Below are 23,281 nucleotides of genomic sequence, written 5' to 3' on the forward strand. Positions count from 1 at the left end.
TGCGGGTCCGCCCGGTTAGCTCCTCGGGCCGCGCGTTCCCGATTCCCGTACCAGCCATTCAATGCTTCTGATCCTGATCCTCGCGATCCCGTTTATCGGCAGCCTGTGCGCCTCGCTGCTTCCCGCGACCGCGCGCCGCGCAGGGGCCTGGCTGGCGGGCGGCAGTGCCCTGGCCTGCCTGATCCTGACGCTGCTGCTCACCCCCGAGGTCGCCGCCTCGGGTGTCATCAAGCTCAGCCTGCCCTGGATTCCGACACTGGGGGTGGACCTGACCCTGCGCATGGACGGCTACGCCTGGCTGTTCTCCGTGATCGTCTCGGCCATGGGTGCTCTGATCGCCCTGTACGCCCACTACTACCTGTCGGCCCGGGATCCGGTCCCCCGGTTCTTCACCTTCCTGCTCAGCTTCATGGGCGCCATGCTGGGTGTGGTGCTGGCCGGCAACCTGATCCAGCTGCTGGTGTTCTGGGAACTGACCAGCCTGTCCTCCTTCATGCTGATCGGCTACTGGCACCACCGCATGGACGCCCGCCGTGGTGCGCGCATGGCCCTGCTGGTCACGGGCACCGGCGGCTTCTGCCTGCTCGCCAGCATGCTCATCATCGGCCACATCGTCGGCAGCTACGACCTGGACGCGGTGCTGGCGGCCGCCACGGCGATCCGGGGCCACCGCTGGTACCCGATCCTGCTGGTGCTGCTGGCCCTGGGCGCCCTGACCAAGAGCGCCCAGTTTCCCTTCCATTTCTGGCTGCCCAACGCCATGGCCGCGCCCACTCCGGTGTCGGCCTATCTCCATTCGGCCACCATGGTGAAGGCGGGGGTGTTCCTGCTGGCGCGCTTCTGGCCGATCTTCTCCGGCACCGACTGGTGGACCTGGATCATCGGCGGCGCGGGCCTGTGCTCGCTGCTGCTGGGCGCCTACGCCGCCACCTTCCAGCGCGACATGAAGGGCGTGCTGGCCTATTCCACCATCAGCCACCTGGGGCTGATCACACTGCTGCTGGGCATGAACAGCCGCCTGGCCCTGGTGGCCGCCATATTCCACATCATCAACCACGCCACATTCAAGGCATCCCTGTTCATGGCGGCCGGGATCGTCGACCATGAAAGCGGCACCCGCGACCTGACCCGGCTGTCCGGCCTGCGGACCCTGATGCCGCTGACGGCCACGCTGGCCATGGTGTCCGCCGCCGCCATGGCGGGCGTGCCCCTGCTCAACGGCTTCATCTCGAAGGAAATGTTCTTCGCGGAAACCGTCTTCATCACCGGCCACTGGGCCAGCCGCTGGGGCCTGCCGATCGCCGCCGTCGTGGCCGGTGCGCTCAGCGTGGCGTACTCGCTGCGCTTCATCCTGCAGGTGTTCTTCGGCCCGCAGGCAACCGATCTGCCCAGAACGCCGCACGACCCGCCCCGCATGATGCTGATCCCCTGCGCGGTGCTGGTGCTGTTCTGCCTGTCCGTCGGCATCCTGCCGGGCCTGATCCTGGATCCGGTCCTGAACATGGTCATGCGCGCCCTGCTGGGCGACCGCACGCCGGTCTACGACCTGCAGGTCTGGCATGGGCTGAACCTGCCCCTGCTCATGAGCCTGGTCGCCATGGCGGCCGGCATCGGCCTGTACCTGGCCCTGCGCGAACGCGACCGCCGGGCGCCGGGCCAGGTGCCCCTGATCTACCGCCTGGACGGCCGCCAGTCCTTCGAGGCGCTGCTCGAGGCCATCGACGCCGGCTCGGCCGCGCTGCTGGCCCGGCTGCAGACCCAAAGGCTGCAGCCCCAGGTGCTGCTGCTGGTGCTGTCCACCGGCGCGGTGGCGCTGCTGCCGCTGCTGCCGGGCGGCTGGTGGCCCGACCACCCCACGGGCACTCCGGCGCAGTGGTCCTTCGGGCTGATGTGGCTGGCGGGCGGCGCCTGCGCCGTGGTCGCGGCCTACCAGGCCAAGTACCACCGCGCCGCCTCGCTGATGCTGGCCGGTGCGGCCGGCCTGGTCACCTGCGTCACTTTCGCGTGGCTGTCAGCCCCCGACCTGGCCCTGACCCAGCTCACGGTCGAAGTCGTCACCACCGTGCTCATCCTGCTGGGGCTGCGCTGGCTGCCGCCCCGGATCGAGGAATTCCCGGGCCCGACGCCGATGACGACGCGCTGGCGCCGGCTGCGCGATTTCCTGGTGGCCCTGGCCGCGGGGGCCACGATGACGGTCCTGTCCTACGTCATGATGACGCGGCTGCCGGCGCACGACAGCATCTCCGCCTATTTCGTGCAGCAGGCCTGGCCCCTGGGCGGCGGTGCCAACGTGGTCAACGTGATCCTGGTCGATTTCCGCGCCTTCGATACTTTCGGCGAGATCACCGTGCTGGGAGTCGTGGCCCTCAGCGTCTACGCGCTGCTGCGGCGTTTCCGGCCGCCGGCCGAAACCATTGCCGCGCCGCTGCACCACCGCGGCAGCGGCGACACGCCTGCGCCCTTCGAAGAACCCGACCTGCACGCGCCGCTGCCCGAAGGCACGATGCGCGTGCCCGCCGTCCTGATCCGGCTGCTGCTGCCGGTCTCCACCCTGATCTCGCTGTACTTCCTGCTGCGCGGCCACAACCTGCCGGGCGGCGGTTTCATCGGCGGGCTGATCATGGCCACCGGCATCATCCTGCAGTACATGGCAGGCGGCATCCTGTGGGTCGAGGCCCGCCCCCTGATCCGCCCGCAGGCCTGGATCGCCCTGGGCCTGATGGTGGCCGGGGCCGCCGCCATGGCGGTGTGGTGGGTCGGCAAGCCCCTGCTTGCCGCCCATGCGGTGGACCTGATCCTGCCGCTGGTCGGCACCGTGCACCTGTCCAGCGTGCTGCTGTTCGACCTAGGCGTGTACATGCTGGTGGTGGGCGCCACCGTCCTGATGATCATCGCCCTGGCGCACCAATCGCTGCGCTTCTACCGCAAGCTCGCCGAGGCGGCGGGCGCCTCATCGACGGAGTCCTGACCATGGAATGGATATTGGCGCTGGCGATCGGCGTGCTCGCAAGCTCGGGGGTCTGGCTGCTGCTGCGGCCGCGCACCTTCCAGTTCATCATGGGGCTGGCGCTGCTGGGCTACGCGGTCAACCTGTTCATCTTCGCCATGGGCCGCCTGCGCGTGGACGCGCCGCCGGTCATCGACCCCGCCTGGGCCGACCCGGCCAGCTACGCCGACCCCCTGCCCCAGGCGCTGGTGCTGACCGCCATCGTCATCGGCTTCGCCACCATGGCGCTGTTCCTGGTGGTGCTGCTGGCCTCGCGCGGCCTGAGCGACACCGACCACGTCGACGGCGAGGAACACCGCCGATGAATCCCTGGCTGCAACACCTGCCGGTCCTGCCGGTCCTGATACCCCTGCTCGCGGCGGCCCTGATGCTGCTCACCCGCGACGGCCAGCGGCGGCTGCGCGTGACCCTGGGCGCCGTCGCGCTGGGGCTCATGGCGCTGTCGGCCCTGATGCTGGTGCGCGCCACCCAGGGGATCGGCGCGCCCCATTGGCCCGACAACATCGGCGTCTACCTGCTCGGCAACTGGCCCGCGCCCTTCGGCATCGTGCTGGTGGCCGATCGCCTCTCTGCGCTGATGCTGGGCCTGACGGCTGTGCTGGGCCTGTGCGCCTGGATCTACGCCACGGCCCGGTGGGACCGGGCCGGCAGCCACTTTCACCCCCTGTTCCTGCTGATCATGATGGGCCTGAACGGCGCCTTCCTGGCGGGCGACCTGTTCAATCTGTTCGTCTTCTTCGAGATCCTGCTGACCGCATCCTACGGCCTGATGCTGCACGGCTCGGGCAAGCGCCGGGTCGGCGCCGCACTGCACTACATCGCCGTCAACCTGATCGCGTCCTTCCTGCTGCTGGTGGCCATCGCCCTGATCTACGGCCTGACCGGCACGCTGAACCTGGCCGACCTGTCGGTGCGCGCCCTGGCCCTGCATGGAGCGGATCGCCAGCTCTTCGACAGCGCGGCGGCGATCCTGGGCGTCGCCTTCCTGATCAAGGCTGCCGCCTGGCCCCTGAACTTCTGGCTGCCGAACACCTACTCCGAGGCCGGCGCCCCGGTGGCCGCGCTCTTCGCCATCATGACCAAGGTCGGCATCTACGCCCTGCTGCGCATCGGCTCGCTGCTGCTGCCGGCCGGCGCCCCCGCCGCCTTCGGCGGCGCCTGGATGTTCCCCGCCGGAATCGCCACCCTGGCCTTCGGCACCCTGGGCATGCTGGCCAGCACCCAGGCGCGGCGCATCGCGGCCTACGCCATCATCACGTCCTCGGGCACGCTGTTCGCCGCCCTGGGCATGCCCGGGGCGACCCTCACCGGCCCGGCCCTGTACTACCTGCTCAGCTCGGTCCTGGCTCTGGGCGCCCTGTTCCTGCTGCTGGAGCTGACGGAACGCAGCCAGAGCTTCGGCTCCGACGTGCTCGCGATCACGCAGGAAGCCTTCGAAAGCGAAGACACCGATACCGCCGACCTGAGCGGCCAGGCGGTGGGCGTGCCGCTGCCCGCCACCATGGCCTTCCTGGGCCTGAGCTTCTTTGCCTGCTCGCTGCTGATCATCGGCCTGCCGCCGCTCTCGGGTTTCGTGGCGAAATTCTCGCTGCTGTCGGCCGCGCTGCGTACCGCCGAATACGGCGCACCCACCGCCAACGTCTGGCTGCTGGTGGCGGCCATGCTGATCTCGGGCGTGGCCGGCCTGATCGCCCTGGGACGCTGCGGCGTGCGCCTGTTCTGGGTGCCGGAAGACCTGCATGTCCCGTCCCTGCGGCTGAACGAGGCCATCCCCATCCTGGTGCTGCTGTCGGCCAGCATCCTGCTGACGGCGCGCGCCGGATCCGTGATGGCCTATCTGGAAGACACGGCCTGGTACCTGGACCAGCCGGGCCGCTACGTCGAGGCGGTGCTGGGCCAGGATCCCCACGTCTTCCCCGCGCCGGCCGCCGGACACGGAGGCCCGCAATGAGGCGCCTGCTGCAATCCCTGCCGCTTGCCTGCCTGCTGCTGGTGCTCTGGCTGGTGCTGAACGACAGCCTCTCGGCGGGCCACCTGATCCTGGGGGCCGCCATTGCCCTGACGCTCGCCCTGCTGGCGCCGGTCCTGCGGCCGGTGCGCGCACGCCTGTCGCATCCGCTCACGGCGCTGCGCCTGGCAGGGCACGTAGCCGCCGACATCGCCCGTTCGAACCGCGACGTCGGCCGGATCATCCTGCGCGGGCCCAAGGCCGGCACCGAGCCCGGTTTTCTGGACATCCAGTTGCGCATCCGCGATCCGCACGGCCTGGCGACACTGGCCTGCATCATCACCTTCACGCCCGGCACGGTCTGGGCCGGGCACGATCCCGAGCGCAACATCCTGACCCTGCACGTGCTGGACCTGAGCGACCCCCAGGGCCTGACCCGCATCATCCAGGACCGCTACGAACGCCCCCTGATGGAGATCTTCGAATGAGCGCAACGATACTGCACTGGGCCGGTGGCTTCGCCGTGCTGTGCTTCACGCTGGGACTGGGCTGCGCCGCCGTGCGCCTGATCCGGGGCCCCGGCGCCGAGGACCGCGTCCTGGCCCTGGACACCATCTACATCAACGGCATGCTGATCCTGCTGGTGCTGGGCCTGCGCTTCGGAGCGGGCCTGTACTTCGACGTGGCCCTGCTGATCGCATTGTTCGGCTTCGTCGGTTCTTCCGCCCTGGCGAAGTTCCTGCTGCGCGGCGAGGTGATCGAGCCATGATCGGACTGCCCCTGTGGGCCGCCGTGCCCGTGGCCCTGCTGCTTGTCCTGGCGGGCATCGTGACCCTGACCGGCTCCATCGGCCTGCTGCGGCTGCGCAGCTTTCACGAGCGCATGCATGCCCCGACCATGGGCATGACGATGGGCGTGTTCTGCGTCGCCCTGGCCGCCACCGTGATCGCCAGCCTGCTGCAGCACAGGCCGATCGTCCACGAATGGCTGATCTGCCTGTTCCTGTTCATGACCGCGCCCGTCACGGCCATCCTGCTGATGCAAAGCGCCCGGCGCCGCCAGCGCAAGCGCACGGGCGCTGACGAGTCGAAATGACTTTGTTACACCGAGTTCTAGGGAAAACCCGTACACTGATCTGAAGTCCGTTCGCGCGGATCGAGCAGGCCGCACGAACGGTAAGCAAATCCCTGAACCGGACCGGGCATCGCCCAGGCCCCTCTCGCAAGGAGAGTTCACCATGCATCGTGCTATCCAGACACCTTTGCGCACCGCGCTGCTGGCCGCCGGACTGGGCTGTGCCGCCCTGTTCGCCCCCGCGACCCAGGCCGCGGGCACGCAGGCGCAATCCCAATATCAGCAGGATGTGGCGCGCTGCCACAACACTCCGGGCATCGACGTGCAGGCCTGCCTGAAAGAAGCCGGCGCCGCCGCCCAGGCTGCCCGCCAGGATGCCCTGACGCAGCCTTCGGACCAGGCCGAGTTGCGCAACCGGAAAGAACGCTGCGACCGCCTGCCGGCGGACCAGCGCGAGGACTGCATGACCCTGATGAACGACACCAACGCGCGTGTGCAGGGCTCGGTCCAGTCGGGCGGCGTGCTGCGCGAAACCACGATCACGATCCCCGCCCCGGCCGGCTCGTGACCGGGCGCTAGAGTTCCATCTGCATGCCCATTTCCACCACGCGGTTGGGTGGAATCTTGTAGAACCGGGTGCTGCGGCTGGCATTGCGCGCCATGAAGGCGAACAGATGCCGCCGCCAGCTCCGGTACCATGGCAGCCTGCGCACCACGATCACCGTCTGGCGCGACAGGAAATACGAAGTCTGCATGGGATCCAGGTTCAGCTCCGGGATCTCCAGGCCGATCTGCTCCACTACCTGGGGCACGTTCGGCTCCTGCTTGAATCCCCAGCGGGCCACGGCCTGCCAGCTGCTGCGACTGACCCTTTCGATGCGCAGCCGTTCGCTGAACGGCACGTAGGGCACGTCGGCCGACTCGACCGTCAGGAACAGCGCCTGTTCATGCAGCACCTTGTTGTGTTTCAAATTGTGCAGCAGCGCGGGCGGCACCGTGCCGACGATCATGCTCATGAACACCGCCGTGCCCGGCACGCGGGTCGGCGGATAGGCTTCCAGCGATTCCATGAAGCTGGCGAGCGGCTGCTGGTCCCCCGCCAGCGTATCGTGCACCCGCTGGCGCCCCTGCTTCCAGGTCACCATCAGCGTCAGCAGGCCGATGCCCACCAGCAGCGGCAGCCAGCCGCCTTCGTGCAGCTTCAGTGTGTTCGACGAGAACAGCAGCACATCGATCGCCAGGAACAGGGCAATCAGCGCCAGCCAGGCGAGCCGCCGTGCGCCATGCGCATTTCTGGGCAGCACGGCGAACGCCAGCAGCGAGGTCATCAGCATCGTGCCCGTGACGGCGAAGCCGTAGGCATGCGCCAGGCGGTCCGAAGAGCCGAACGACAGTGTCAGGACCAGCACGGCCAGCAGCAGCAGCCAGTTCACGCGCGGCAGGTAGATCTGCCCTTCCTCGCGCGCCGAGGTGTGCTGGATCACCATGCGTGGCCAGTAGCCCAGCTGCACGGCCTGACGCGTCATGGAAAACGCGCCGGAAATCACGGACTGCGAGGCGATCACCGTGGCCAAGGTGGCCAGGGCCACCAGCGGGATCAGGCCCCAGTCGGGTGCCAGCAGGAAAAAGGGATTGCGGATGGCGCCGGGGTCGCTGAGCAGCAGCGCGCCCTGGCCGAAATAGCACAGGAACAGTGCCGGCAGGACCACGGCGAACCAGGCGCGGCGGATGACTGCGCCGCCGAAATGGCCCATGTCGGCATACAGTGCCTCGGCCCCCGTCAGGGCCAGGACCAGTGCGCCCAGCGCCAGGAAGGTTTCCCAGGGAGCATCGCCGATGAAACGCAGGGCCCAGACCGGATTGACGGCCTGCAGCACTTCGGTCTGCCCGGCGATGCGCCAGGCCCCCAGCCCGCCCAGCACCAGGAACCAGCACAGCATCACCGGACCGAACAGCTTGCCCACGGCGCCGGTGCCACGCGACTGGAACATGAACAGGGCCAGCAGCACGACCACCGCGATCGGCACCACCCAGGCATCCAGCCGATGCGACACGATGCCGATGCCCTCGACGGCGGACAGGACAGAAATCGCAGGCGTGATCATGCTGTCGCCGTAGAACAGGCTGGCACCGATCAGCCCCAGCACGGCCAGGCGCCAGCGGCCCTGGCCCGACCGCCCGCGCAGGGCGAGTTCCATCAGGGCCAGCGTCCCGCCTTCGCCGCGGTTGTCGGCGCGCAGGATGCAGGTCACGTATTTCAACGAAACCACCAGGATGAGCATCCAGAACAGGATCGACAGCATGCCCAGGATGTGTTCGACGTCGGGCCGGCCCGTGCCCGAGAGCGCGACCTTCATGGTGTACAGCGGGCTGGTGCCGATATCCCCGTAGACGACGCCCAGTGCGCCGATCAGCAGGGTAGCCCGCGGATTGTCTTTCTGCATGTTCGTACCGTGTGCTATTGGTCCCGTCCGGGGGACTCCGCGCCGTGTGGACGGCCTGCTTCGCCGCCGTCCGGGTCGGCCTTGGGCTCCGGATGGATGCCGCCGCGCCCGGCTTCGTCACGCAGAGCCAGGCCCGCGCCCTGGCGTGCGGCCAGGCGGGCGCCCAGCCTGGGGCCGGGAAACACCAGGGTCACCCGCGTGCCGGGAAACGCGGGCCGGCTGGCAACCTTCCACCAGGCGCCATGTGCCCGCGCGATCTCGCGCACGATGGCCAGCCCCAGGCCGGAGCCGCCCTGGCCTGCATCGGCGGCGCGATAGAAGGCCTCGAAGACGCGGTCCAGATCTTCGGCACGGATGCCGGCGCCATCGTCCTCGACGGAAAACGACGGCGGATTGGCCATGACGCGCAGCACGATGCGGTTCGCCCCCAGGCCGTAGCGCAGGGCGTTGTCGATCAGGTTGCCCAGCAGTTCCCCCAGCAGGACCGGATCGCCGTCCACCCAGACGGCAGCGTCGGGTGCCACCAACTGCAGGTCGACGGAATGATCGCGCGCGCGGCCCAGCCATTCCGCACCCGCCTGGCGCATCCATTCGCACAGGTCCAGGCGCACGAAGCTGTCCCGGGGGCGGGCAGCATGCTCGGCGCGCGCCAGCACCAGCAACTGCTGCCCCATGCGGATCATGTGATCGGTCACGGACTTGATGCGGCCGGCCCGCATGCGGATGTCCTCGGACAGATCCTGGCCGAGCATGAGCTCGGATTCGACCTTCAGGCCGGCCAGCGGCGTGCGCAGCTGGTGCGCCGCGTGACCGATGAAGCGGCGCTGGGCCTGGACCGAATCGTCCAGCCGCACGAGCAGGTCGTTGAAATGCAGGACCAGGGGCGCGATCTCGCTGGGCAGGCCGGTCAGGTCGAGCGGCTGCAAATCCTCGATGGAGCGCTGCCGTATGTCGTCGGCCAGGCGATTGATGGACGCCAGTTCGGAGCGGATGCCCGAGATCAGCACCCACACGAACAGCGCCACCAGCAGCCCCTGCGTGAGCATCATGGTCCAGAACAGGTCGCGCAGCAGCCAGGGCTGGGGGCGGATCACGCCCGTCATGAACCAGGTGGCCAGCAGGTCGATGGCCACCAGGATGAAAAAGGCCGGCAGCAGCCGGCGCACCAGGCGGCGGGCGAGCGAATCCCGGGGCATCAGCCGCCCGACCAGGCCCGGCACGCGATCGGCGCGCGGGCCGGACTCGTGGGATTCAGGCGGCACGGTCGACGTCGAGCAGGTAGCCGAAGCCGCGCACCGTCTGGATGCTGGCCCCGGTGCCGTCGAGCCGCTTGCGCAGGCGGTAGACATAGACTTCGACCGCGTTTTCGCTGAAATCGGCATCCCAGGCCGACAGGGAATTGACGATCTGCTGCTTGGTCACCACCCGGCCGGGCCGGGCCATGAGCATTTCCAGCACCGACAATTCGCGCACGGACAGCGCCAGGCGCTTGCCGTCGACCCGGATCTGCCTGCCCACGGTATCGAAGGACAAGGGGCCGCATTCGAGGATGGTCTGGGCCTGGCCCGTGCGCCGGCGTGCAAGCGCCCGCACCCGGGCGGCCAGCTCGGGCAATTCGAAGGGCTTGGTGACGTAATCGTCTGCGCCGGCGTCCAGGCCCGCGACGCGGTCGTCCAGACCGTCGCGCGCCGTCAGGATCAGCACCGGCACCTGGGAACCGCCGTCGCGCAACCGCCGCAGGACTTCCAGGCCGCTCAGGCCGGGCAGGTTCAGATCCAGGAGCAGCAGGTCGTAGATCTGCCCGGCAAGCGCGCCTTCGACGCGGTCGCCGGATTGCAGCCAATCGACGGCATAACCCTGCCCGCCCAGGAATTCCTGCAGGGCGTGGCCAAGGGTGGCGTCGTCTTCGATGACCAGGACTCTCATGAAGGTGATTCTAGCCTGAAGCGGTCACCCCGCGTCACCGCTGAAGAGTCTGCGTTACATAGTTGACGATTGCTTGAATGCGTCAGCCACCGTGCCCCGGGGCGGGCGGCGGCGCGGACGGGCCTGCGGATGCCGGCGCGGCGGCAGGACTTTCGGGGGGCGCGGCAGCCGGGGCCGCCTGCCCTGGCGTGGTGACGAAGCCCAGGCGTTTCATGCCTGCCTGGCGGGCGGCACCCATGATCCTCGCCAGCACGCCGTAGCGGGTCTCCACATCGGCGCGGATGCGGACTTCGGGCTGGGGGTCGGCCGCGGCCTCGCTGGCGAACCGCGCGGGCAGTTCTTCTTCCGCGATCGGCTGCTCGTTCCAGAACAGCGCCCCGGACGGATCGATGGCGAGATCGATCACCACGGGCTTCTGCTCCACCGGCTGGGCAGTCACCTGGGGCACGTTGATGCGGATCGAATGGCTGAGCAGGGGCGCAGTGATGATGAAGATCACCAGCAGCACCAGCATCACGTCGATCAACGGCACCATGTTGATCTCGGACATGGTGGTGCCCGGCCCCTTGGAATCGAAGCTGCCGAATGCCATGTCAGGCTCCCCGGTGGCTGGCCAGGCTGATGGTCCGGCCGTTGCGCTCGTGGCTGCTGTCGGCCACCTGCTGGCCGGTGGTCAGGAAGGTGAACAGGTCGTGCGCAAAAGCGTCGAGCTGCGCCAGATAGACCCGGTTGATGCGCACGAAGGCGTTGTAGGCCAGCACGGCGGGAATGGCGACCGCCAGGCCCAGCCCGGTCATGATCAGCGCCTCGCCCACCGGGCCGGCGATGCGGTTGATGGTGACGCCATCGGTCATGCTGATGCTCAGCAGGGCGTGGTACACCCCCCACACCGTGCCGAACAGGCCCACGAACGGCGCGGTCGACCCCACGGACGCCAGCACCGTCAGGCCGTTTTCCAGGCGAGCGGTTTCCTCATCGATGACCTTGCGGATGGTGCGCGTGACGAAGGCCGCCGTGGAGCCGCTTTCCTCCAGCTTGAGTGCGCCGTACTTGGTGTGGTGCTTCTGGGCATGGATGGCATGGCTGGCCAGGTGGGCGAAAGGCTCTTCCGCCCCGTGCGTGGCGATCTCGTTTTCCACCTGCTCCAGGGAACTGGCCGCCCAGAATTCCGACAGGAAAATCCGCGACCGGCGGCGAATGCGCAGGTGCGTCAGCCCCTTGGCCAGGATCAGGTACCAGCTCGCCAGGGACATCAGCATCAGGAAAACGAACAGGGATTTGCCCACCGCATCGCTCTGGCCGATGAAATGCAGCACCCCCTGCCCGCCCGTTTCGGCGGCCGCATGCGGCAGCGCCACCTGGGCGGCATCCACTGCCGCGCCTGCGGCGGCCTGGGCGGCATCCGGCCCCACGGCCTGGGCCAGCGTCAGTGCCGCGCTCCCGATCAGATCAAGCATCATGGTCCTGTCCTATAAGACGAAATCGAAAGGAATGTCCACCAGCGCCTTGTACGCGATCCCGTTTTCCGTATACGGACGGAAACGCGCGTGGCGCATGGCGTCCACCGCCGCCTCGTCCAGGCGCGTGTACCCCGACGAGGTACGCACCGAGACGCTGGCCACCTGGCCCAGCGGAGAAATCAGCACTCGCAGCACCACCCGCCCCTGCTCGCCCCGGCGCTGGGAGATGCGGGGGTAGACCGGGCTGGGCCGCTTGCCCAGATAATCCACCTGGCCGACGGTGCGCGGCCTGTCGGGATCCACGGGCACCGGCTCGCCCCGCGCCTCGGACGCCTGCCGCGCGCCCCCCGCCGCAACGGCATCCCGCGAAGCGGCGGCGGGCGCCGCCGGCTGGGCCTGGACCTGCGGCTTGGGCTGCGGCTTGTGCACGGGCTTGGGTCGGGGTTTCGGCTTGGGCTTGGGCTTGGGCTTGGGTTCCGGTGGCGGCGGCTCGGTGATGGATTCGGGCTCCGGGGTCTCGACGACGGGTTCTGGGGTGGGCTCGGGCTCAGGCTCGACCGCGGGTTCGGGTTCGGGCTGGATGACAGGCTCGGGCTCCGGTTCGGGCGGCATTTCCGCCGGTGGCTGCGGCTCGGCCGCAGCCACCGGTTCCGGTTCGAGTGCGGGGCCCAATTCCACGAACTGCACATCGAGCGCCTCGGGACGGCCTTGCGCGACCTCGACCACGGGCGCCGACAGCACCATGGCCAGCACGGCCGCATGCAGGCCCAGGGCCACGCAGGCGGCTGCGATCTTCAGCGAAGAGAAGCGCGGGGAGGAACCGGAAGGCATGGACCAGCGGGCAGCGGAAAGCGAGTGCAAGATCTTATCAGAAATGATAACGGTTCTCAATACAACCAACAAAATCCATGGGAAAGTTTCCCGTCCGGAAACACAAAATTACATTTTTCATGAAACTTGAAACCGCCATGACCTGTCCCTTCGATCTGGAGACCGGATCCGGACCGGGAAGATCAACCAGAACCAGAGACTGAATCGACACCATGTCCAGACACCTTGCATTTTGGGCTGCCGCACTGTGCGCCCTGAGCTTCCAGACTGCCGCCCTGGCTGCGGAAACCGCCCCTGCCGGCATCTATCTGTCCACCGACTACCCGTCGCTGACCCTGAAGGCCGGAGAGACTTCGACCATCGCCCTGCACCTGCGCAACCACGCCACGCCGCCCGAGCGGCTGGCGCTGTCGGTGGACGGCGTGCCTTCGGGCTGGAAAGCCGATCTCCTGGGCAATGGCCGCCCTGTCGGATCGGCCATGCCTGGAAGCGATGATACGCTGCCCCTGCAGCTGCGGCTTGACATCCCGCAAGACGAAGCGCGTTCGCACCACACGCTCACCGTCCATGCCGACGGTACCCAGCGGCACCTGAGCCTGCCCATCGACATCACACTCGCCGACGAACTGCCGGCGCAGCTGTCGATCCAGCCCGAACTGCCGCAGCTGACCGGATCGGCCCGCACGGCCTTCGACTACCAGCTGACCGTGAAGAACGCCAGCGGTCACGATGTCCTGGCCAGCCTGGCGGCCCAGGCGCCGCAATACTTCGATATCTCCTTCACCGAAGGCTACGGCACCCAGCAGATCAGCGCCGTCCCCGTGAAGGCAGGCGAGTCGAAGACCGTGAAGCTGCACGTGCGCCCGCCCGCATCGGCACAATCCGGCGAACACGCGATCAAAGTCCGCGTCGCCGCCGACGGCGCGGAAGCCACCACCGACCTGAAGCTCGACATCACGGGCCAGCCATCGCTGGAGCTGTCGGGACGCGACGGGTTGATGAGCACCGACGCCCAGATCGGCGACACCCGCGAAATGCCCCTGGTGCTGCGCAACGACGGCACCGCGGCCGCGCAGGACATCGCGCTCGATGGCACGGCACCCTCGGGCTGGAAGATCGAGTTCGAGCCGGCCCGCGTCGCGCTCCTCGAGCCGGGCAAGACGACCGAAGTCCAGGCCCGCATCACACCCTCGACCCAGTCCCTGGCAGGCGACTACATGGTCAAGCTGCACGCGCGCTCGGCGGGCCAGTCGGCCGATGGCGACCTGCGCGTCTCGGTGACGACATCCGGCCTGTGGGGGGTCAGCGGCGCCATCCTGATCGCCGTGGCCCTGCTGGCGCTGCTCGGTGCGGTCGCACGGTACGGCCGCCGATGAACGGGACGCCCGCCATGAATGCAACTGCAGCGCCTCTTCCGCCCCGCGACGCCCCCGCCATCGATGCCCGGGGACTGGGCAAGGACTACGGCAGCCGCACTGTGGTCCAGTCGTTGAATTTCCAGGTGCGGCCCGGCGAGGTCTTCGGCCTGCTCGGCCCCAACGGGGCAGGCAAGACGACCACGATCCTGATGCTGCTGGGCCTGACCGAGGCCACGCGCGGCCAGGTGCGCGTGCTGGGCGAGGACCCCTGGCGCAATCCGCTCGCCGTCAAGCGCCAGGTCGGCTACATGCCCGACTCGGTCGGCTTCTACGACCACCTGAGCGCGCGCGACAACCTGCGCTACACCGCGCGGCTCCTGGGCATCCCCGCACGGGAACGGGACGACCGGATCGCCGAGGCCCTGGAACGCGTCAAGCTGCTGGACCGCATCGACCAGCGCGCCGGGACGTTTTCCCACGGCATGCGCCGCCGCCTGGGGCTGGCCGAAATCCTGCTCAAGCGGGCCGCCATCGCCATCCTGGACGAACCCACCTCGGGCCTGGATCCGCAATCCACCGAAGCCTTCCTGCGCATGATCGAATCCCTGCGCGAGGACGGCGTCACGGTGCTGCTGTCCTCGCACCTGCTGGATCAGATGCAGCGCATCTGCGATCGCGTCGCCCTGTTCAGCGCCGGGCGCATCGCGCTGATGGGACCGGTCCGCGACCTGGCCCGCCAGGTGCTGGGCGGACACAGCCACGAGGTCCACATCCATGCCGACGGTCCCGACCTGCGGTCCGTCCTGGCCGCCGTCTCGGGCGTGGGCGGCGTGCACGCCGCGGCGCCGGGCCACTATGTCCTGCAGGCCGAGCACGACGTGCGCGCCCAGGCCGCGCAGGCGGCGGTCCTGGCCGGCGCGCAGCTGCGCGACCTGGCCGTGGACACCCCCAGCCTGGACCGCATCTATCGCCAGACCTTCACGGAGGACACCCCGACATGAGCACGACCCGCATCGGCTCGCCCTGGCACGGCCTGGGCGCCGTCCTGTCCAAGGAATTGGCCGACCACCTGGGCAGCGCCCGCATGCGGCTGCTGGAATGGCTGGTCGTCCTGACCGCGGCGGCGGCCCTGTACGGCGCCATCGAAGGCATCCGCCAGACGACCTCGTCGGATCCCTTCGTCTTCCTGCGCCTGTTCACGGATACGCGCGCACCCTTGCCGTCCTTCGCCGCCCTGCTGGGGTTCCTGATCCCCCTGCTCGCCATCGGCCTGGGTTTCGACGCAATCAACGGCGAATACAACCGCCGCACCCTGAGCCGCATCCTGTCGCAGCCCCTCTACCGCGATGCCCTGCTGCTGGGCAAGTTCCTGGCCGGCCTGGCGGCGCTGGCCATCAGCCTGGTGTGCCTCTGGCTGCTGGTCATGGGTGCTGGCCTGATCCTGCTGGGCGTGCCCCCCAGCGGCGAGGAAGTCGTCCGTTCCCTGGCGTTCCTGGCCGCGGCCCTGGCCTATGCGGGCGTCTGGCTGGCCGTCGCCCTGCTGTGCTCGGTGATGTTCCGTTCGGCATCGACCTCGGCCCTGGTCGCCCTGGGATTGTGGCTGTTCTGCGCCCTGCTGTGGCCCATGCTGGCGCCCGCGCTGGCCCGCCTGATTGCCCCGCCCGACCTGGCGATCCTGATGGCGGGCGGGCTCGATCCGCATGCCCTGGCCTGGCAGGACGGCCTGCTGCATGTCTCGCCTTCCACGCTGTTCAACGACACCGCCATCACCTTGCTGAGCCCATCCACGCGCAGCCTGGGGCCGGTGTTCCTGTCGCAGCTGCAGGGTGCGCTGCTGGGCAGCCCGCTGCCCCTGTCCGAAAGCCTGGCCATCGTCTGGCCGCAGTTCACGGGCCTGATCGCGGCGGTCGTGCTGCTGTTCACCCTGGCCTACATCGCGTTCCAGCGGCAGGAGGTCCGGGCATAGGCAAGACCAGGGCGGTGGCGGTGCCCGGCCCGGGATGCTTACGGGCCGGGCGCGGGCCCCGCATCGATTCAGGCGCGCAGCAGTTCCGCCACGGGGTGGCCCGGGCCCAGGCGCAGATCGATCGCATCGGGAGCGGGGGCCGGCCGGCCCACCAGATAACCCTGGATCAGGTCGCAGCCCAGGCGCTTCAGATGCGCCAGTTGCTCCGGCGTCTCGACGCCTTCGGCCACGACGTCCAGCGCCAGGCCGTGGCCCAGGGCAATGATCGCCGTCACGATGGACAGGTTGCCGGGATTGGTCTCCAGGTCCCGGACGAACGACATGTCGATCTTGAGCCGGTGCACGCGGAGATGCTGGAGATAGGACAGCGAAGAATAGCCCGTGCCGAAGTCGTCGATGGACAGGCGCACGCCCATGCCGCGCAGGGTTTCCAGCGTTTCGATGGCGCGGCCGCGATCGGCCATCAGGCAGCTTTCGGTGATTTCCAGTTCCAGGCAATCCGGCGGCAGCCGGTTTGCATCGAGGACGGCGCGCACGGCATCGACCAGGTCCACGCAGCCGAGCTGCAGCGCGCACAGGTTCACGGCGACATAGCCGGGCGCCTTGCCCTCGTCGGTCCAGGCGCGCATCTGGCGGCCCACTTCCTGCAGGACCCAATTCCCCAGCGGCACGATCAGGCCGCTTTCCTCGGCCAGGGAAATGAACGCGCCGGGCGCGATCAGGCCGCGTTCGGGATGCTCCCAGCGCACCAGCGCCTCCAGCCCCGTCACCTCGCACCTGCCCAGGTGCAGCTGCGGCTGGTAGTACACCCGGAACTCCCCCCGCTCCAGCGCGCGCCGCATCTCGGCTTCGAGCGACAGGCGTTCCTTGGCGCGCTGCATGATCTCGGGCGAGAAGAAACGCAGGCTGCCCCGCCCGTCCGCCTTGGCCTGGTGCAGCGTGGCATCGGCCCGGCTGAGCAGTTCGCTTGCCGTCGTGCCATCTTCCGGGTAGAGCGCCACGCCGATGGTCGCGTTCACGTAGATGGCTTGTCCATCCAGGGTGAACGGGGCTGCCAGAGCATCGAGCATGCCCTGCCCGGCCAGGGTGACGCCCCGCTCGCCCTGGTCCCGGTCCAGGATGACATAGAACTCGTCGCCGCCGACCCTGGCCAGGGCATCGCGCTCCGGCAGCAGGCTGCGCAGGCGCTGGGCCACCTGGACCAGCACACGGTCGCCCAGTCCATGCCCCAGGGTTTCGTTGATGGTGGCGAACTTGTCCAGGTCCAGGCACAACAGGGCGAAGCGCATGGAAGCATGCTGGGCCATCTGGATCGAGTGGGCCAGCAATTCAGCGAACAGCACCCGGTTGGGCAGGCCGGTGAGGGGATCGCGGTGGGCCAGGATGCGGTATTTTTCCTCGCTGACCTGCAGCAGGACGGTGCGCTGGGCCACCAGGTCTTCCAGGAAGAGGCGCAGGCGGGCCAGCTCGAGATGGGCGCGCACCCGCGCGCGAACCTCATCGATGTCGAAGGGTTTGGTGATGTAATCGGCAGCGCCCAGGGCGAACCCGCGGACCTTGTCGCGCGTGTCGTCGACCACCGTGACGAACATCACCGGGATGCGCCGGCCGGCCGGCGTGGACTTGATGCGCCGGCAGACTTCGTAGCCATCCATGCCCGGCATCACCACATCGAGCAGCACCAGGTCGGGAGGCGTCGGCCCCTGGATGATTTCCAGCGCCCGTGCGCCGTCGCCGGCGACCTGGATGCGGAATTCGCCGCGCAGGGCCGACAGCAGCTCGTGGATGTTTTCCGGCACGTCATCGACCACCAGCAGCGTCGGCTGCGGCGCATCGCGGGCCTGCACCGCCAGGTCGAACGCCATGGGCATGCGTCGATAGCGCATCAGTTCGAGCTGGTTCCTGACCCGCACGCGGAACAGTTCCGGATTGATGGGCTTGGTGACGTAGTCGGCCGCGCCCATCAGCAGGCCGCGCGCCGCGTCGGCCGCCTCGGCCAGGGCGGTCACGAAGATGACCGGGATGTCCGCCGTCGCCGCGTCCTGCTTCAGGGCCGTGAGCACCTCGTAGCCGTCCATGTCCGGCATCTGGATGTCGAGCAGGATCAGGTCGGGCCGCGGCTCGCGCTGCGCCAGCTCCAGGGCCTTGCGGCCGCTGGTGGCGGCGGAAATCGCGTATTCGTCCCGGAACATGCCGATCAGCGTGTGCAGGTTCACGGACGCGTCGTCGACGATCAGCAGCCGGGGGCGTTCGTCGGTGCCGACGGCCGGGCCGGCCTGCGGAGGGGTCGCGTTCACGAAGGATTCTCCGATGGGATGGGCAGGGATTCCAGCAGCGCCAGCGCGGTATCGAGATCGAACCGGTCGATCCGCCCGGCGATCTCTGCCACGGGGGCCTGCAAGGGAGTGCCCGACACGCCCCGGGCCAGATCGTCGAGCAGGGCCTCGACGGCCCCGAGGTCGGATCCAAGCGCTTCCTTCAGGCGCCCGACCAGGTCGCGCAGGACCGCGGGCGACGATGGCTCTGACGACGGCGAAGGCTGCGTTTCAGAGCCGGAGAAGGATTCGATGTCGGCAAGCACGCCGCGCAGCAGCGTTTCCGCCGTATCCAGCAGTCCGGCATCGGGAATCACGTCCTGCTTCAATTGGACGTCGATCTCTGATACGTGGGCAAACAGCGCGCGCGCACCGATGTTGCCGGCCACGCCCTTGAGCATGTGGCAATGCGCCTCGGCCGCGGCCAGATCGGATTGGGCCAGCAGGTGCCGCAGTACCGCGATCGCGTCGCCATACTGCGCATGAAAGCGCCGCAACTGCTTGCGGTAGGGTTCGACCCGGCCGCCGATGCGGCGCACGCCGTCGGCTGCGTCCAGGTGCGTCAGCGTCAGCAGCTCGGCAGGCAGGCCGCCCGCTCCGCCGTCGGGATCGGCGGGCCGTGCAGGCGGCAGCAAGCTCACCCGATCGGCGGGCAATTCCACCCAACGGGCCAGCGTCGCCAGCAGGTGGTCGGGATCGATCGGCTTGGCGATGTGATCGTTCATGCCGGCTTCCTGGCTGGCCTGCGCATCGGACGACATGGCCAGCGCCGTCATGGCAATGATGGGCAAGGCGGCGAAACGCGCACCGCCCGAGGCCTTTCCCAGCTGCCGGATGCGCCTGGCCGCCTGCAGGCCGTCCATGACGGGCATCTGGATGTCCATCAGCACGGCGTCGTAATGCTTGCGCTGCACACGGTCCAGGGCCTCTTCCCCGTTGACGGCCTCGTCCACCGAAATGCCCTCGCCGCGCAGCAGTTCCCCCGCGAATTCACGATTGATGTCGTTGTCTTCGACCAGCAGGATCCGGGCGCCGGCCAGGCGGGGACTCCCGGCACGCGCGCCTGCCCCCGGCGCGGCGGCGTCGGGGCCCGGCAGCCGGCCCTGACCCAGCACGGACAGGACCGTGTCCAGCAGCGACGAGGGCGAGACCGGCTTGATCAGGAAGCCATCCATGCCGGCCTGCTCCGCCCGCCGCATGACGTCTTCGGTGCCGTAGGCAGTGACCATCACGATCTTCGGCTGATGCGCGATGGCGGGATCCGCCTTGATGCGCCGCGCGACCTCGTCGCCATGCATCCCGGGCATGCGCCAATCCATCAGGACCAGGTCGTACGGCTGGCCGCTGGCCTGGCGAAGCATGGTCAATGCCTGCGTGCCATGGCTGGCGGTGCCGACGTCGAGCTGGAAGAACAGCAGCATCTCGGACAGGATTTCCAGCGACACCGGATTGTCGTCGACCACCAGCACCCGCCAGCCGCGCAGCCGGGAACCGATCCGTTCCAGCAACTGGCGCTGCTGTGTCTGCGCCTGCCGCGCCACTTCCAGCCGCACGGTGAAGCACATCGTCGTGCCCTGCCCCGGGGCGGAGGATTCCACCCACAGCCGCCCCCCCATCAATTCGGCCAGGCTGCTGCAGATCGCCAGCCCCAGGCCCGTGCCGCCGTAGCGGCGCGTCATGGACTGATCGGCCTGGGTGAACTTCTGGAACAGCGTGCGAGCCTGCTCGGGTGTCATGCCGATGCCGGTGTCGCGTATGCACGCCCGGACCTTGACGCCGTCCTCGTCCCGCTCCAGGCAATGCAGGGCCAGCTCGACTTCACCCTGCTCGGTGAACTTGACGGCGTTGCCGCACAGGTTCAGCAGGATCTGCCCCAGCCGCAGCGGATCGCCCACCAGCAGGGTCGGAATGGCCGGATCGTGCCGGATCAGCAGTTCCACACCCTTGGCTTCCGCCTGCAGGCCGACCGCGTCCACCAGCCGTTCCAGCACCAGTTCCAGATCGAACTCGACCTGCTCGACGGCGAGCTTGCCCGCTTCCAGTTTGGAGAAATCCAGGATGTCGTTGATGATGCCCAGCAGCGACTGCGCGGCGCCCTGGGCCTTGACCAGCCGTCCACGCACACCGGACGGCATGTCGTCCTTCAGGGCCAGGTACAGCATCCCCAGGATGGCGTTCATGGGCGTGCGGATCTCGTGGCTCATGGTGGCCAGGAAATCGGCCTTCACGCGCGTGGCGGACTCGGCGGTTTCCTTGGCCAGCTGCAATTCCCGCGTCCGGGCCTCGACAATGGATTCCAGGTCGCGGTTCAACGCATCGAGATCCCGCATCGAGGCCGACAGGCGCCGACGGCTCTCGTGAAAGGCGTCCACCAGCTCGCCCAGTTCGTCGGAATACGGGTAGGCCAGCGGCTGGGAGGCGGTTTCATCGGCGCCGAAACGCCAGCTCTTCACCGCGGCCACGACGGCCGTCAGCGTATTCGACAGCTGGCGGCGGATCGTCCAGACGAAAAGCAGCCACAGGATGCCACTGAGCACGATCGAATTGAGCAGTGCCACCGCAAAACCGTACTTGAGCCGGCCCCAGATCACCGACGGCTCGGTATGAAGCCGCAATACCCCGATCTCCTGGATCTGACCGCCCGACACGGCATGGCGCAACGGGATGGAGGCCGACTGCCCCCGCACGAAGAACTCCGGCGCGGGTGCATCGGCGGATTCGCGCGGCCAGCCGCTATCGACCAGGAGATCGCCCTCGGCCGACTCGATCCGCGCGCCGGACACGATTTCATTCTGCCGCAGGCCATCCAGGGCACGGATCATCTGGTCGCGGTCCAATTCCCAGACGGCATTGGTGACGGAGGATTCGATTGTCTGCCCCAGCGAGGCCAGATCGTCGCCGACCGACCGGCTGATGCCGACATACTGGATCCCCAGCTGCACCGCCACCATGGCGACGGTCGCCAGCAGGTACCAGGGCAGCATGAAGCGCAGCAGGCGCCTGGACAGGGTGGATTGCGTCTTCAACCGAACCACCCGGACATCAGCGCCACCACCATTTCGTATCGATCGCCGCCGCCTCCGGAGACAACAGGGGGTTGTCCAGCCGGATGACCCGGCGCTGGCTGCGGCGCAGGTCCTTGATCATCGAGGCGTAATAAGTCTCGAACAGCTTGCGCAAGGAGCCGTCGGCCAGGGCCGCATTGAGTCCCCGCTCGATCTGGGCGGCCAGCTGCGCATCCTTGTGGTTCACCCAGAAATAGATGGGATAAGGGAAGAACAGCGCCCGGGTCTTTTCGATGGTCAGCTGGGGGTAGGTATCCTGCCGGGCGTTCAGTTCGACCGTCGCTTCGCCGATTCCTCGAGGCAGCGCATCGAAACGATGCGCCGCCAGCATGCCGAACAGGCTTTCATAATCGGAAGAGGTCAGTACCGTGTAGCCATTGGCCCGCATGATGGACACGTCGGCCCACTGCGCATTCAGCCCGAAGGTAAGGTCGGTCCTGAAGGCTTCGTCATCCATCCGCGCAATGCGTTCCTGGTCGGAAGCCGAAATCAGGAACACCCGGTAGCCGACGACCCCACGGGAAATGTCGAACCGGACCGGCAGCATCCTGGCTTCGCGTTCTGCGTTGGTGCCCAGCGCGATGATATCGATCGATCCGGTCTGCAGCAGGCTGACGGCACGGTTCTGGCTGACGTCCTGGCTGAAGGGCTGCAGATCGAACGTCGCGCCTTCGGCCTGCCGGACATGATCCAGCGCCAGTTCGAGGACCTTCCAGCGGTATTCGTAGATGGGACCGACGGGGTAGTAGTTCAGGGTCCGGTCCGCGGCATGCGCCGCGCCCGTGATTCCAACAGCGGCCAGCAAGGCCGACAGCAGCCTGCACATGGAAACCGCCCATCGCCGGACGCAGGATCCTTTGTTAGCCACCAAACGTTGCACCCAGACCCTCCCCTCGGGTTGTCGTCGGATGCGCCCGCGCCCCCAGCACAAGCGCATCGAGGAGTGACCCAGGATAGCACAGGGCATGTATCAAAGTATCACGAGGATTACCCGTATTGGTCCAGGCCGGCCACGGATGAGCACCCGCCCGCGGTGGGCGGCGCGCTCACTGATCCCGGGTGATGGTCAACGCCGTGAAGGACTGCGAAGTCGGCATGACCTCCACCGCATTGACATTGACGCGCGGCGGCAAGGAGGCCACCCAGGCCACGGTTTCCGCAATGTCCTCCGGGACCAGCGGATGGGCGCCGGCATAGACCGCGTCCGCCTTCTGCCGGTCGCCCCGGTAGCGGGTCAGGGAAAATTCCGTATCGCCGCACAGACCCGGTTGCACATCCGTGACCCGCACGCCCGTGCCCGCAAGGTCCGCACGCAGGTTGCGGCTGAATTGCGCCACGAAGGCCTTGGTGGCGCCATAGACATTGCCGCCCGGATAGGGATATTTGCCGGCCACCGAACCGATGTTGACGATCAGCCCGCGCTTTCTGGCCACCATGCCCGGCAGGAAGGCGTGCGTCACCAGCGCCAGGCCGGTGACGTTCGTGTCGATCATTGTCCGCCAGTCCTGCAGGACGGCCTCCTGGGCCTTTTCGGTGCCGAGCGCCAGGCCGGCGTTGTTGACCAGCACATCGATGTCGCGCCAATGCACGGGCAAGGACTCTTTCATGGCGGCGATCGACTGCTCGTCCCGAACGTCCAGGGACACCGGCAGCAGGGCCTCGCCATGCCTGCTCTGGAGTTCCAGCAGGGGTTCCATCCGGCGCGCGGCGGCGATCACCCGATAGCCGTCGCGCAGGAAGCGTTCGCAGATCGCCCGGCCGAAGCCCGCGGAAGCCCCGGTCACCAGGGCTATCTGTGCTTGAGTGGAATCGTTCATAAGTCCTCTGAATGCTCCGCTGCAGGCCGGTTTCGTCACCGGCGTCCAAGCCGGTGATGTTACACCGTCG

General features: G+C 68.2%; 20 protein-coding genes. 10 read left to right on the top strand and 10 right to left on the bottom strand.

Translation table 11 applies throughout. The features are described from left to right. Positions 1–61 precede the first annotated feature (61 nt). The 7 genes from ABD022_RS03470 to ABD022_RS03500 all read left to right on the top strand — a co-directional run bounded on the left by ABD022_RS03470 (position 62) and on the right by ABD022_RS03500 (position 6,597). On the top strand, positions 62–2,968 hold the full coding sequence (locus ABD022_RS03470) for a monovalent cation/H+ antiporter subunit A (RefSeq protein ID WP_325126977.1): 2,907 nt from the start codon (positions 62–64) through the stop codon (positions 2,966–2,968). Between the two features lie 2 nt (positions 2,969–2,970). Then, positions 2,971–3,312 carry a Na+/H+ antiporter subunit C gene (locus tag ABD022_RS03475; RefSeq protein WP_325126975.1) on the top strand — a complete coding sequence of 114 codons (342 nt, stop codon included), beginning with the start codon at positions 2,971–2,973 and terminating at the stop codon, positions 3,310–3,312. After that, positions 3,309–4,958 carry a monovalent cation/H+ antiporter subunit D gene (locus ABD022_RS03480; RefSeq protein WP_325126973.1) on the top strand — a complete coding sequence of 550 codons (1,650 nt, stop codon included), beginning with the start codon at positions 3,309–3,311 and terminating at the stop codon, positions 4,956–4,958. Before ABD022_RS03475 ends, ABD022_RS03480 begins: the two co-directional genes overlap by 4 nt. After that, positions 4,955–5,443 carry a Na+/H+ antiporter subunit E gene (locus tag ABD022_RS03485; protein ID WP_325126971.1) on the top strand — a complete coding sequence of 163 codons (489 nt, stop codon included), beginning with the start codon at positions 4,955–4,957 and terminating at the stop codon, positions 5,441–5,443. Before ABD022_RS03480 ends, ABD022_RS03485 begins: the two co-directional genes overlap by 4 nt. Next, the gene (locus tag ABD022_RS03490) at positions 5,440–5,724 is read left to right on the top strand and encodes a K+/H+ antiporter subunit F (RefSeq protein WP_325126969.1); all 285 of its coding nucleotides are present in this window, start codon (positions 5,440–5,442) and stop codon (positions 5,722–5,724) included. Before ABD022_RS03485 ends, ABD022_RS03490 begins: the two co-directional genes overlap by 4 nt. Further along, a complete protein-coding gene (gene mnhG, locus ABD022_RS03495) occupies positions 5,721–6,050 on the top strand; it encodes a monovalent cation/H(+) antiporter subunit G (protein ID WP_325126967.1) in 330 nt (109 codons plus the stop codon). The genes ABD022_RS03490 and mnhG overlap by 4 nt, the downstream gene beginning before the upstream one ends. Before the next feature lie 142 nt (positions 6,051–6,192). Further along, positions 6,193–6,597, top strand: coding sequence for a hypothetical protein (locus ABD022_RS03500; RefSeq protein WP_325126965.1), 405 nt, complete (start codon positions 6,193–6,195; stop codon positions 6,595–6,597). A gap of 7 nt (positions 6,598–6,604) precedes the next feature. Here the strand turns inward: ABD022_RS03500 and ABD022_RS03505 are convergent, their stop codons facing one another. From ABD022_RS03505 to ABD022_RS03530, 6 genes are all read right to left on the bottom strand, one after another. Next, entirely contained in the window at positions 6,605–8,473 is a 1,869-nt protein-coding gene (locus ABD022_RS03505; protein WP_325126963.1) for a potassium transporter Kup, read from the bottom strand. Between the two features lie 14 nt (positions 8,474–8,487). Next, positions 8,488–9,669 carry a sensor histidine kinase gene (locus ABD022_RS03510; protein ID WP_325127019.1) on the bottom strand — a complete coding sequence of 394 codons (1,182 nt, stop codon included), beginning with the start codon at positions 9,667–9,669 and terminating at the stop codon, positions 8,488–8,490. Between the two features lie 55 nt (positions 9,670–9,724). After that, entirely contained in the window at positions 9,725–10,399 is a 675-nt protein-coding gene (locus tag ABD022_RS03515) for a response regulator transcription factor (RefSeq protein WP_325126961.1), read from the bottom strand. An 82-nt stretch (positions 10,400–10,481) separates the two neighbouring features. Further along, entirely contained in the window at positions 10,482–10,991 is a 510-nt protein-coding gene (locus tag ABD022_RS03520) for an ExbD/TolR family protein (protein WP_325126959.1), read from the bottom strand. 1 nt (position 10,992) lies between these two features. Beyond that, positions 10,993–11,856, bottom strand: coding sequence for a MotA/TolQ/ExbB proton channel family protein (locus ABD022_RS03525; protein ID WP_325127017.1), 864 nt, complete (start codon positions 11,854–11,856; stop codon positions 10,993–10,995). 12 nt (positions 11,857–11,868) lie between these two features. Further along, complete coding sequence (locus ABD022_RS03530) at positions 11,869–12,690, bottom strand: energy transducer TonB (protein ID WP_343820192.1); 822 nt, start codon at positions 12,688–12,690, stop codon at positions 11,869–11,871. A gap of 212 nt (positions 12,691–12,902) precedes the next feature. Here ABD022_RS03530 and ABD022_RS03535 point away from each other — a divergent pair, with 212 nt between their 5' ends. Genes ABD022_RS03535 through ABD022_RS03545 form a run of 3 tightly spaced genes read left to right on the top strand, consistent with a single transcriptional unit; the run spans position 12,903 to position 16,014 of the window. Then, positions 12,903–14,066, top strand: a complete 1,164-nt coding sequence (locus tag ABD022_RS03535; RefSeq protein ID WP_325126958.1) for a COG1470 family protein — start codon at positions 12,903–12,905, stop codon at positions 14,064–14,066. A 14-nt stretch (positions 14,067–14,080) separates the two neighbouring features. Further along, positions 14,081–15,049: an ABC transporter ATP-binding protein gene (locus tag ABD022_RS03540; protein ID WP_325126956.1), complete on the top strand. Its 969-nt coding sequence runs from the start codon at positions 14,081–14,083 to the stop codon at positions 15,047–15,049. Next, positions 15,046–16,014 (top strand): ABC transporter permease, encoded by a 969-nt coding sequence (locus tag ABD022_RS03545; RefSeq protein WP_325126954.1) that lies wholly within the window; start codon positions 15,046–15,048, stop codon positions 16,012–16,014. The genes ABD022_RS03540 and ABD022_RS03545 overlap by 4 nt, the downstream gene beginning before the upstream one ends. Before the next feature lie 68 nt (positions 16,015–16,082). Here the strand turns inward: ABD022_RS03545 and ABD022_RS03550 are convergent, their stop codons facing one another. From ABD022_RS03550 to ABD022_RS03565, 4 genes are all read right to left on the bottom strand, one after another. Continuing rightward, positions 16,083–18,311 carry an EAL domain-containing response regulator gene (locus ABD022_RS03550; protein WP_343820062.1) on the bottom strand — a complete coding sequence of 743 codons (2,229 nt, stop codon included), beginning with the start codon at positions 18,309–18,311 and terminating at the stop codon, positions 16,083–16,085. Further along, positions 18,308–21,364 carry a hybrid sensor histidine kinase/response regulator gene (locus ABD022_RS03555; protein ID WP_425545196.1) on the bottom strand — a complete coding sequence of 1,019 codons (3,057 nt, stop codon included), beginning with the start codon at positions 21,362–21,364 and terminating at the stop codon, positions 18,308–18,310. Before ABD022_RS03555 ends, ABD022_RS03550 begins: the two co-directional genes overlap by 4 nt. A gap of 7 nt (positions 21,365–21,371) precedes the next feature. Next, a complete protein-coding gene (locus ABD022_RS03560; RefSeq protein ID WP_343820064.1) occupies positions 21,372–22,220 on the bottom strand; it encodes a substrate-binding periplasmic protein in 849 nt (282 codons plus the stop codon). Between the two features lie 220 nt (positions 22,221–22,440). Continuing rightward, complete coding sequence (locus tag ABD022_RS03565) at positions 22,441–23,211, bottom strand: SDR family NAD(P)-dependent oxidoreductase (protein WP_343820065.1); 771 nt, start codon at positions 23,209–23,211, stop codon at positions 22,441–22,443. Between the last annotated feature and the right edge of the window lie 70 nt (positions 23,212–23,281).

The sequence above is a fragment of the Castellaniella daejeonensis genome (assembly GCF_039523555.1).
In the GTDB taxonomy this organism is placed as follows: domain Bacteria; phylum Pseudomonadota; class Gammaproteobacteria; order Burkholderiales; family Burkholderiaceae_B; genus Castellaniella; species Castellaniella daejeonensis.

Coding starts and splice junctions, on each gene's coding strand:
- ABD022_RS03560 (WP_343820064.1), bottom strand. CDS start 22,220: ATGTGCAGGCTGCTGTCGGCCTTGCTGGCCGCTGTTGGAATCACGGGC.
- ABD022_RS03540 (WP_325126956.1), top strand. CDS start 14,081: ATGAATGCAACTGCAGCGCCTCTTCCGCCCCGCGACGCCCCCGCCATC.
- ABD022_RS03480 (WP_325126973.1), top strand. CDS start 3,309: ATGAATCCCTGGCTGCAACACCTGCCGGTCCTGCCGGTCCTGATACCC.
- ABD022_RS03525 (WP_325127017.1), bottom strand. CDS start 11,856: ATGCTTGATCTGATCGGGAGCGCGGCACTGACGCTGGCCCAGGCCGTG.
- ABD022_RS03530 (WP_343820192.1), bottom strand. CDS start 12,690: ATGCCTTCCGGTTCCTCCCCGCGCTTCTCTTCGCTGAAGATCGCAGCC.
- ABD022_RS03565 (WP_343820065.1), bottom strand. CDS start 23,211: ATGAACGATTCCACTCAAGCACAGATAGCCCTGGTGACCGGGGCTTCC.
- ABD022_RS03510 (WP_325127019.1), bottom strand. CDS start 9,669: ATGCCCCGGGATTCGCTCGCCCGCCGCCTGGTGCGCCGGCTGCTGCCG.
- mnhG (WP_325126967.1), top strand. CDS start 5,721: ATGATCGGACTGCCCCTGTGGGCCGCCGTGCCCGTGGCCCTGCTGCTT.
- ABD022_RS03545 (WP_325126954.1), top strand. CDS start 15,046: ATGAGCACGACCCGCATCGGCTCGCCCTGGCACGGCCTGGGCGCCGTC.
- ABD022_RS03535 (WP_325126958.1), top strand. CDS start 12,903: ATGTCCAGACACCTTGCATTTTGGGCTGCCGCACTGTGCGCCCTGAGC.
- ABD022_RS03485 (WP_325126971.1), top strand. CDS start 4,955: ATGAGGCGCCTGCTGCAATCCCTGCCGCTTGCCTGCCTGCTGCTGGTG.
- ABD022_RS03505 (WP_325126963.1), bottom strand. CDS start 8,473: ATGCAGAAAGACAATCCGCGGGCTACCCTGCTGATCGGCGCACTGGGC.
- ABD022_RS03500 (WP_325126965.1), top strand. CDS start 6,193: ATGCATCGTGCTATCCAGACACCTTTGCGCACCGCGCTGCTGGCCGCC.
- ABD022_RS03470 (WP_325126977.1), top strand. CDS start 62: ATGCTTCTGATCCTGATCCTCGCGATCCCGTTTATCGGCAGCCTGTGC.
- ABD022_RS03490 (WP_325126969.1), top strand. CDS start 5,440: ATGAGCGCAACGATACTGCACTGGGCCGGTGGCTTCGCCGTGCTGTGC.
- ABD022_RS03475 (WP_325126975.1), top strand. CDS start 2,971: ATGGAATGGATATTGGCGCTGGCGATCGGCGTGCTCGCAAGCTCGGGG.
- ABD022_RS03520 (WP_325126959.1), bottom strand. CDS start 10,991: ATGGCATTCGGCAGCTTCGATTCCAAGGGGCCGGGCACCACCATGTCC.
- ABD022_RS03515 (WP_325126961.1), bottom strand. CDS start 10,399: ATGAGAGTCCTGGTCATCGAAGACGACGCCACCCTTGGCCACGCCCTG.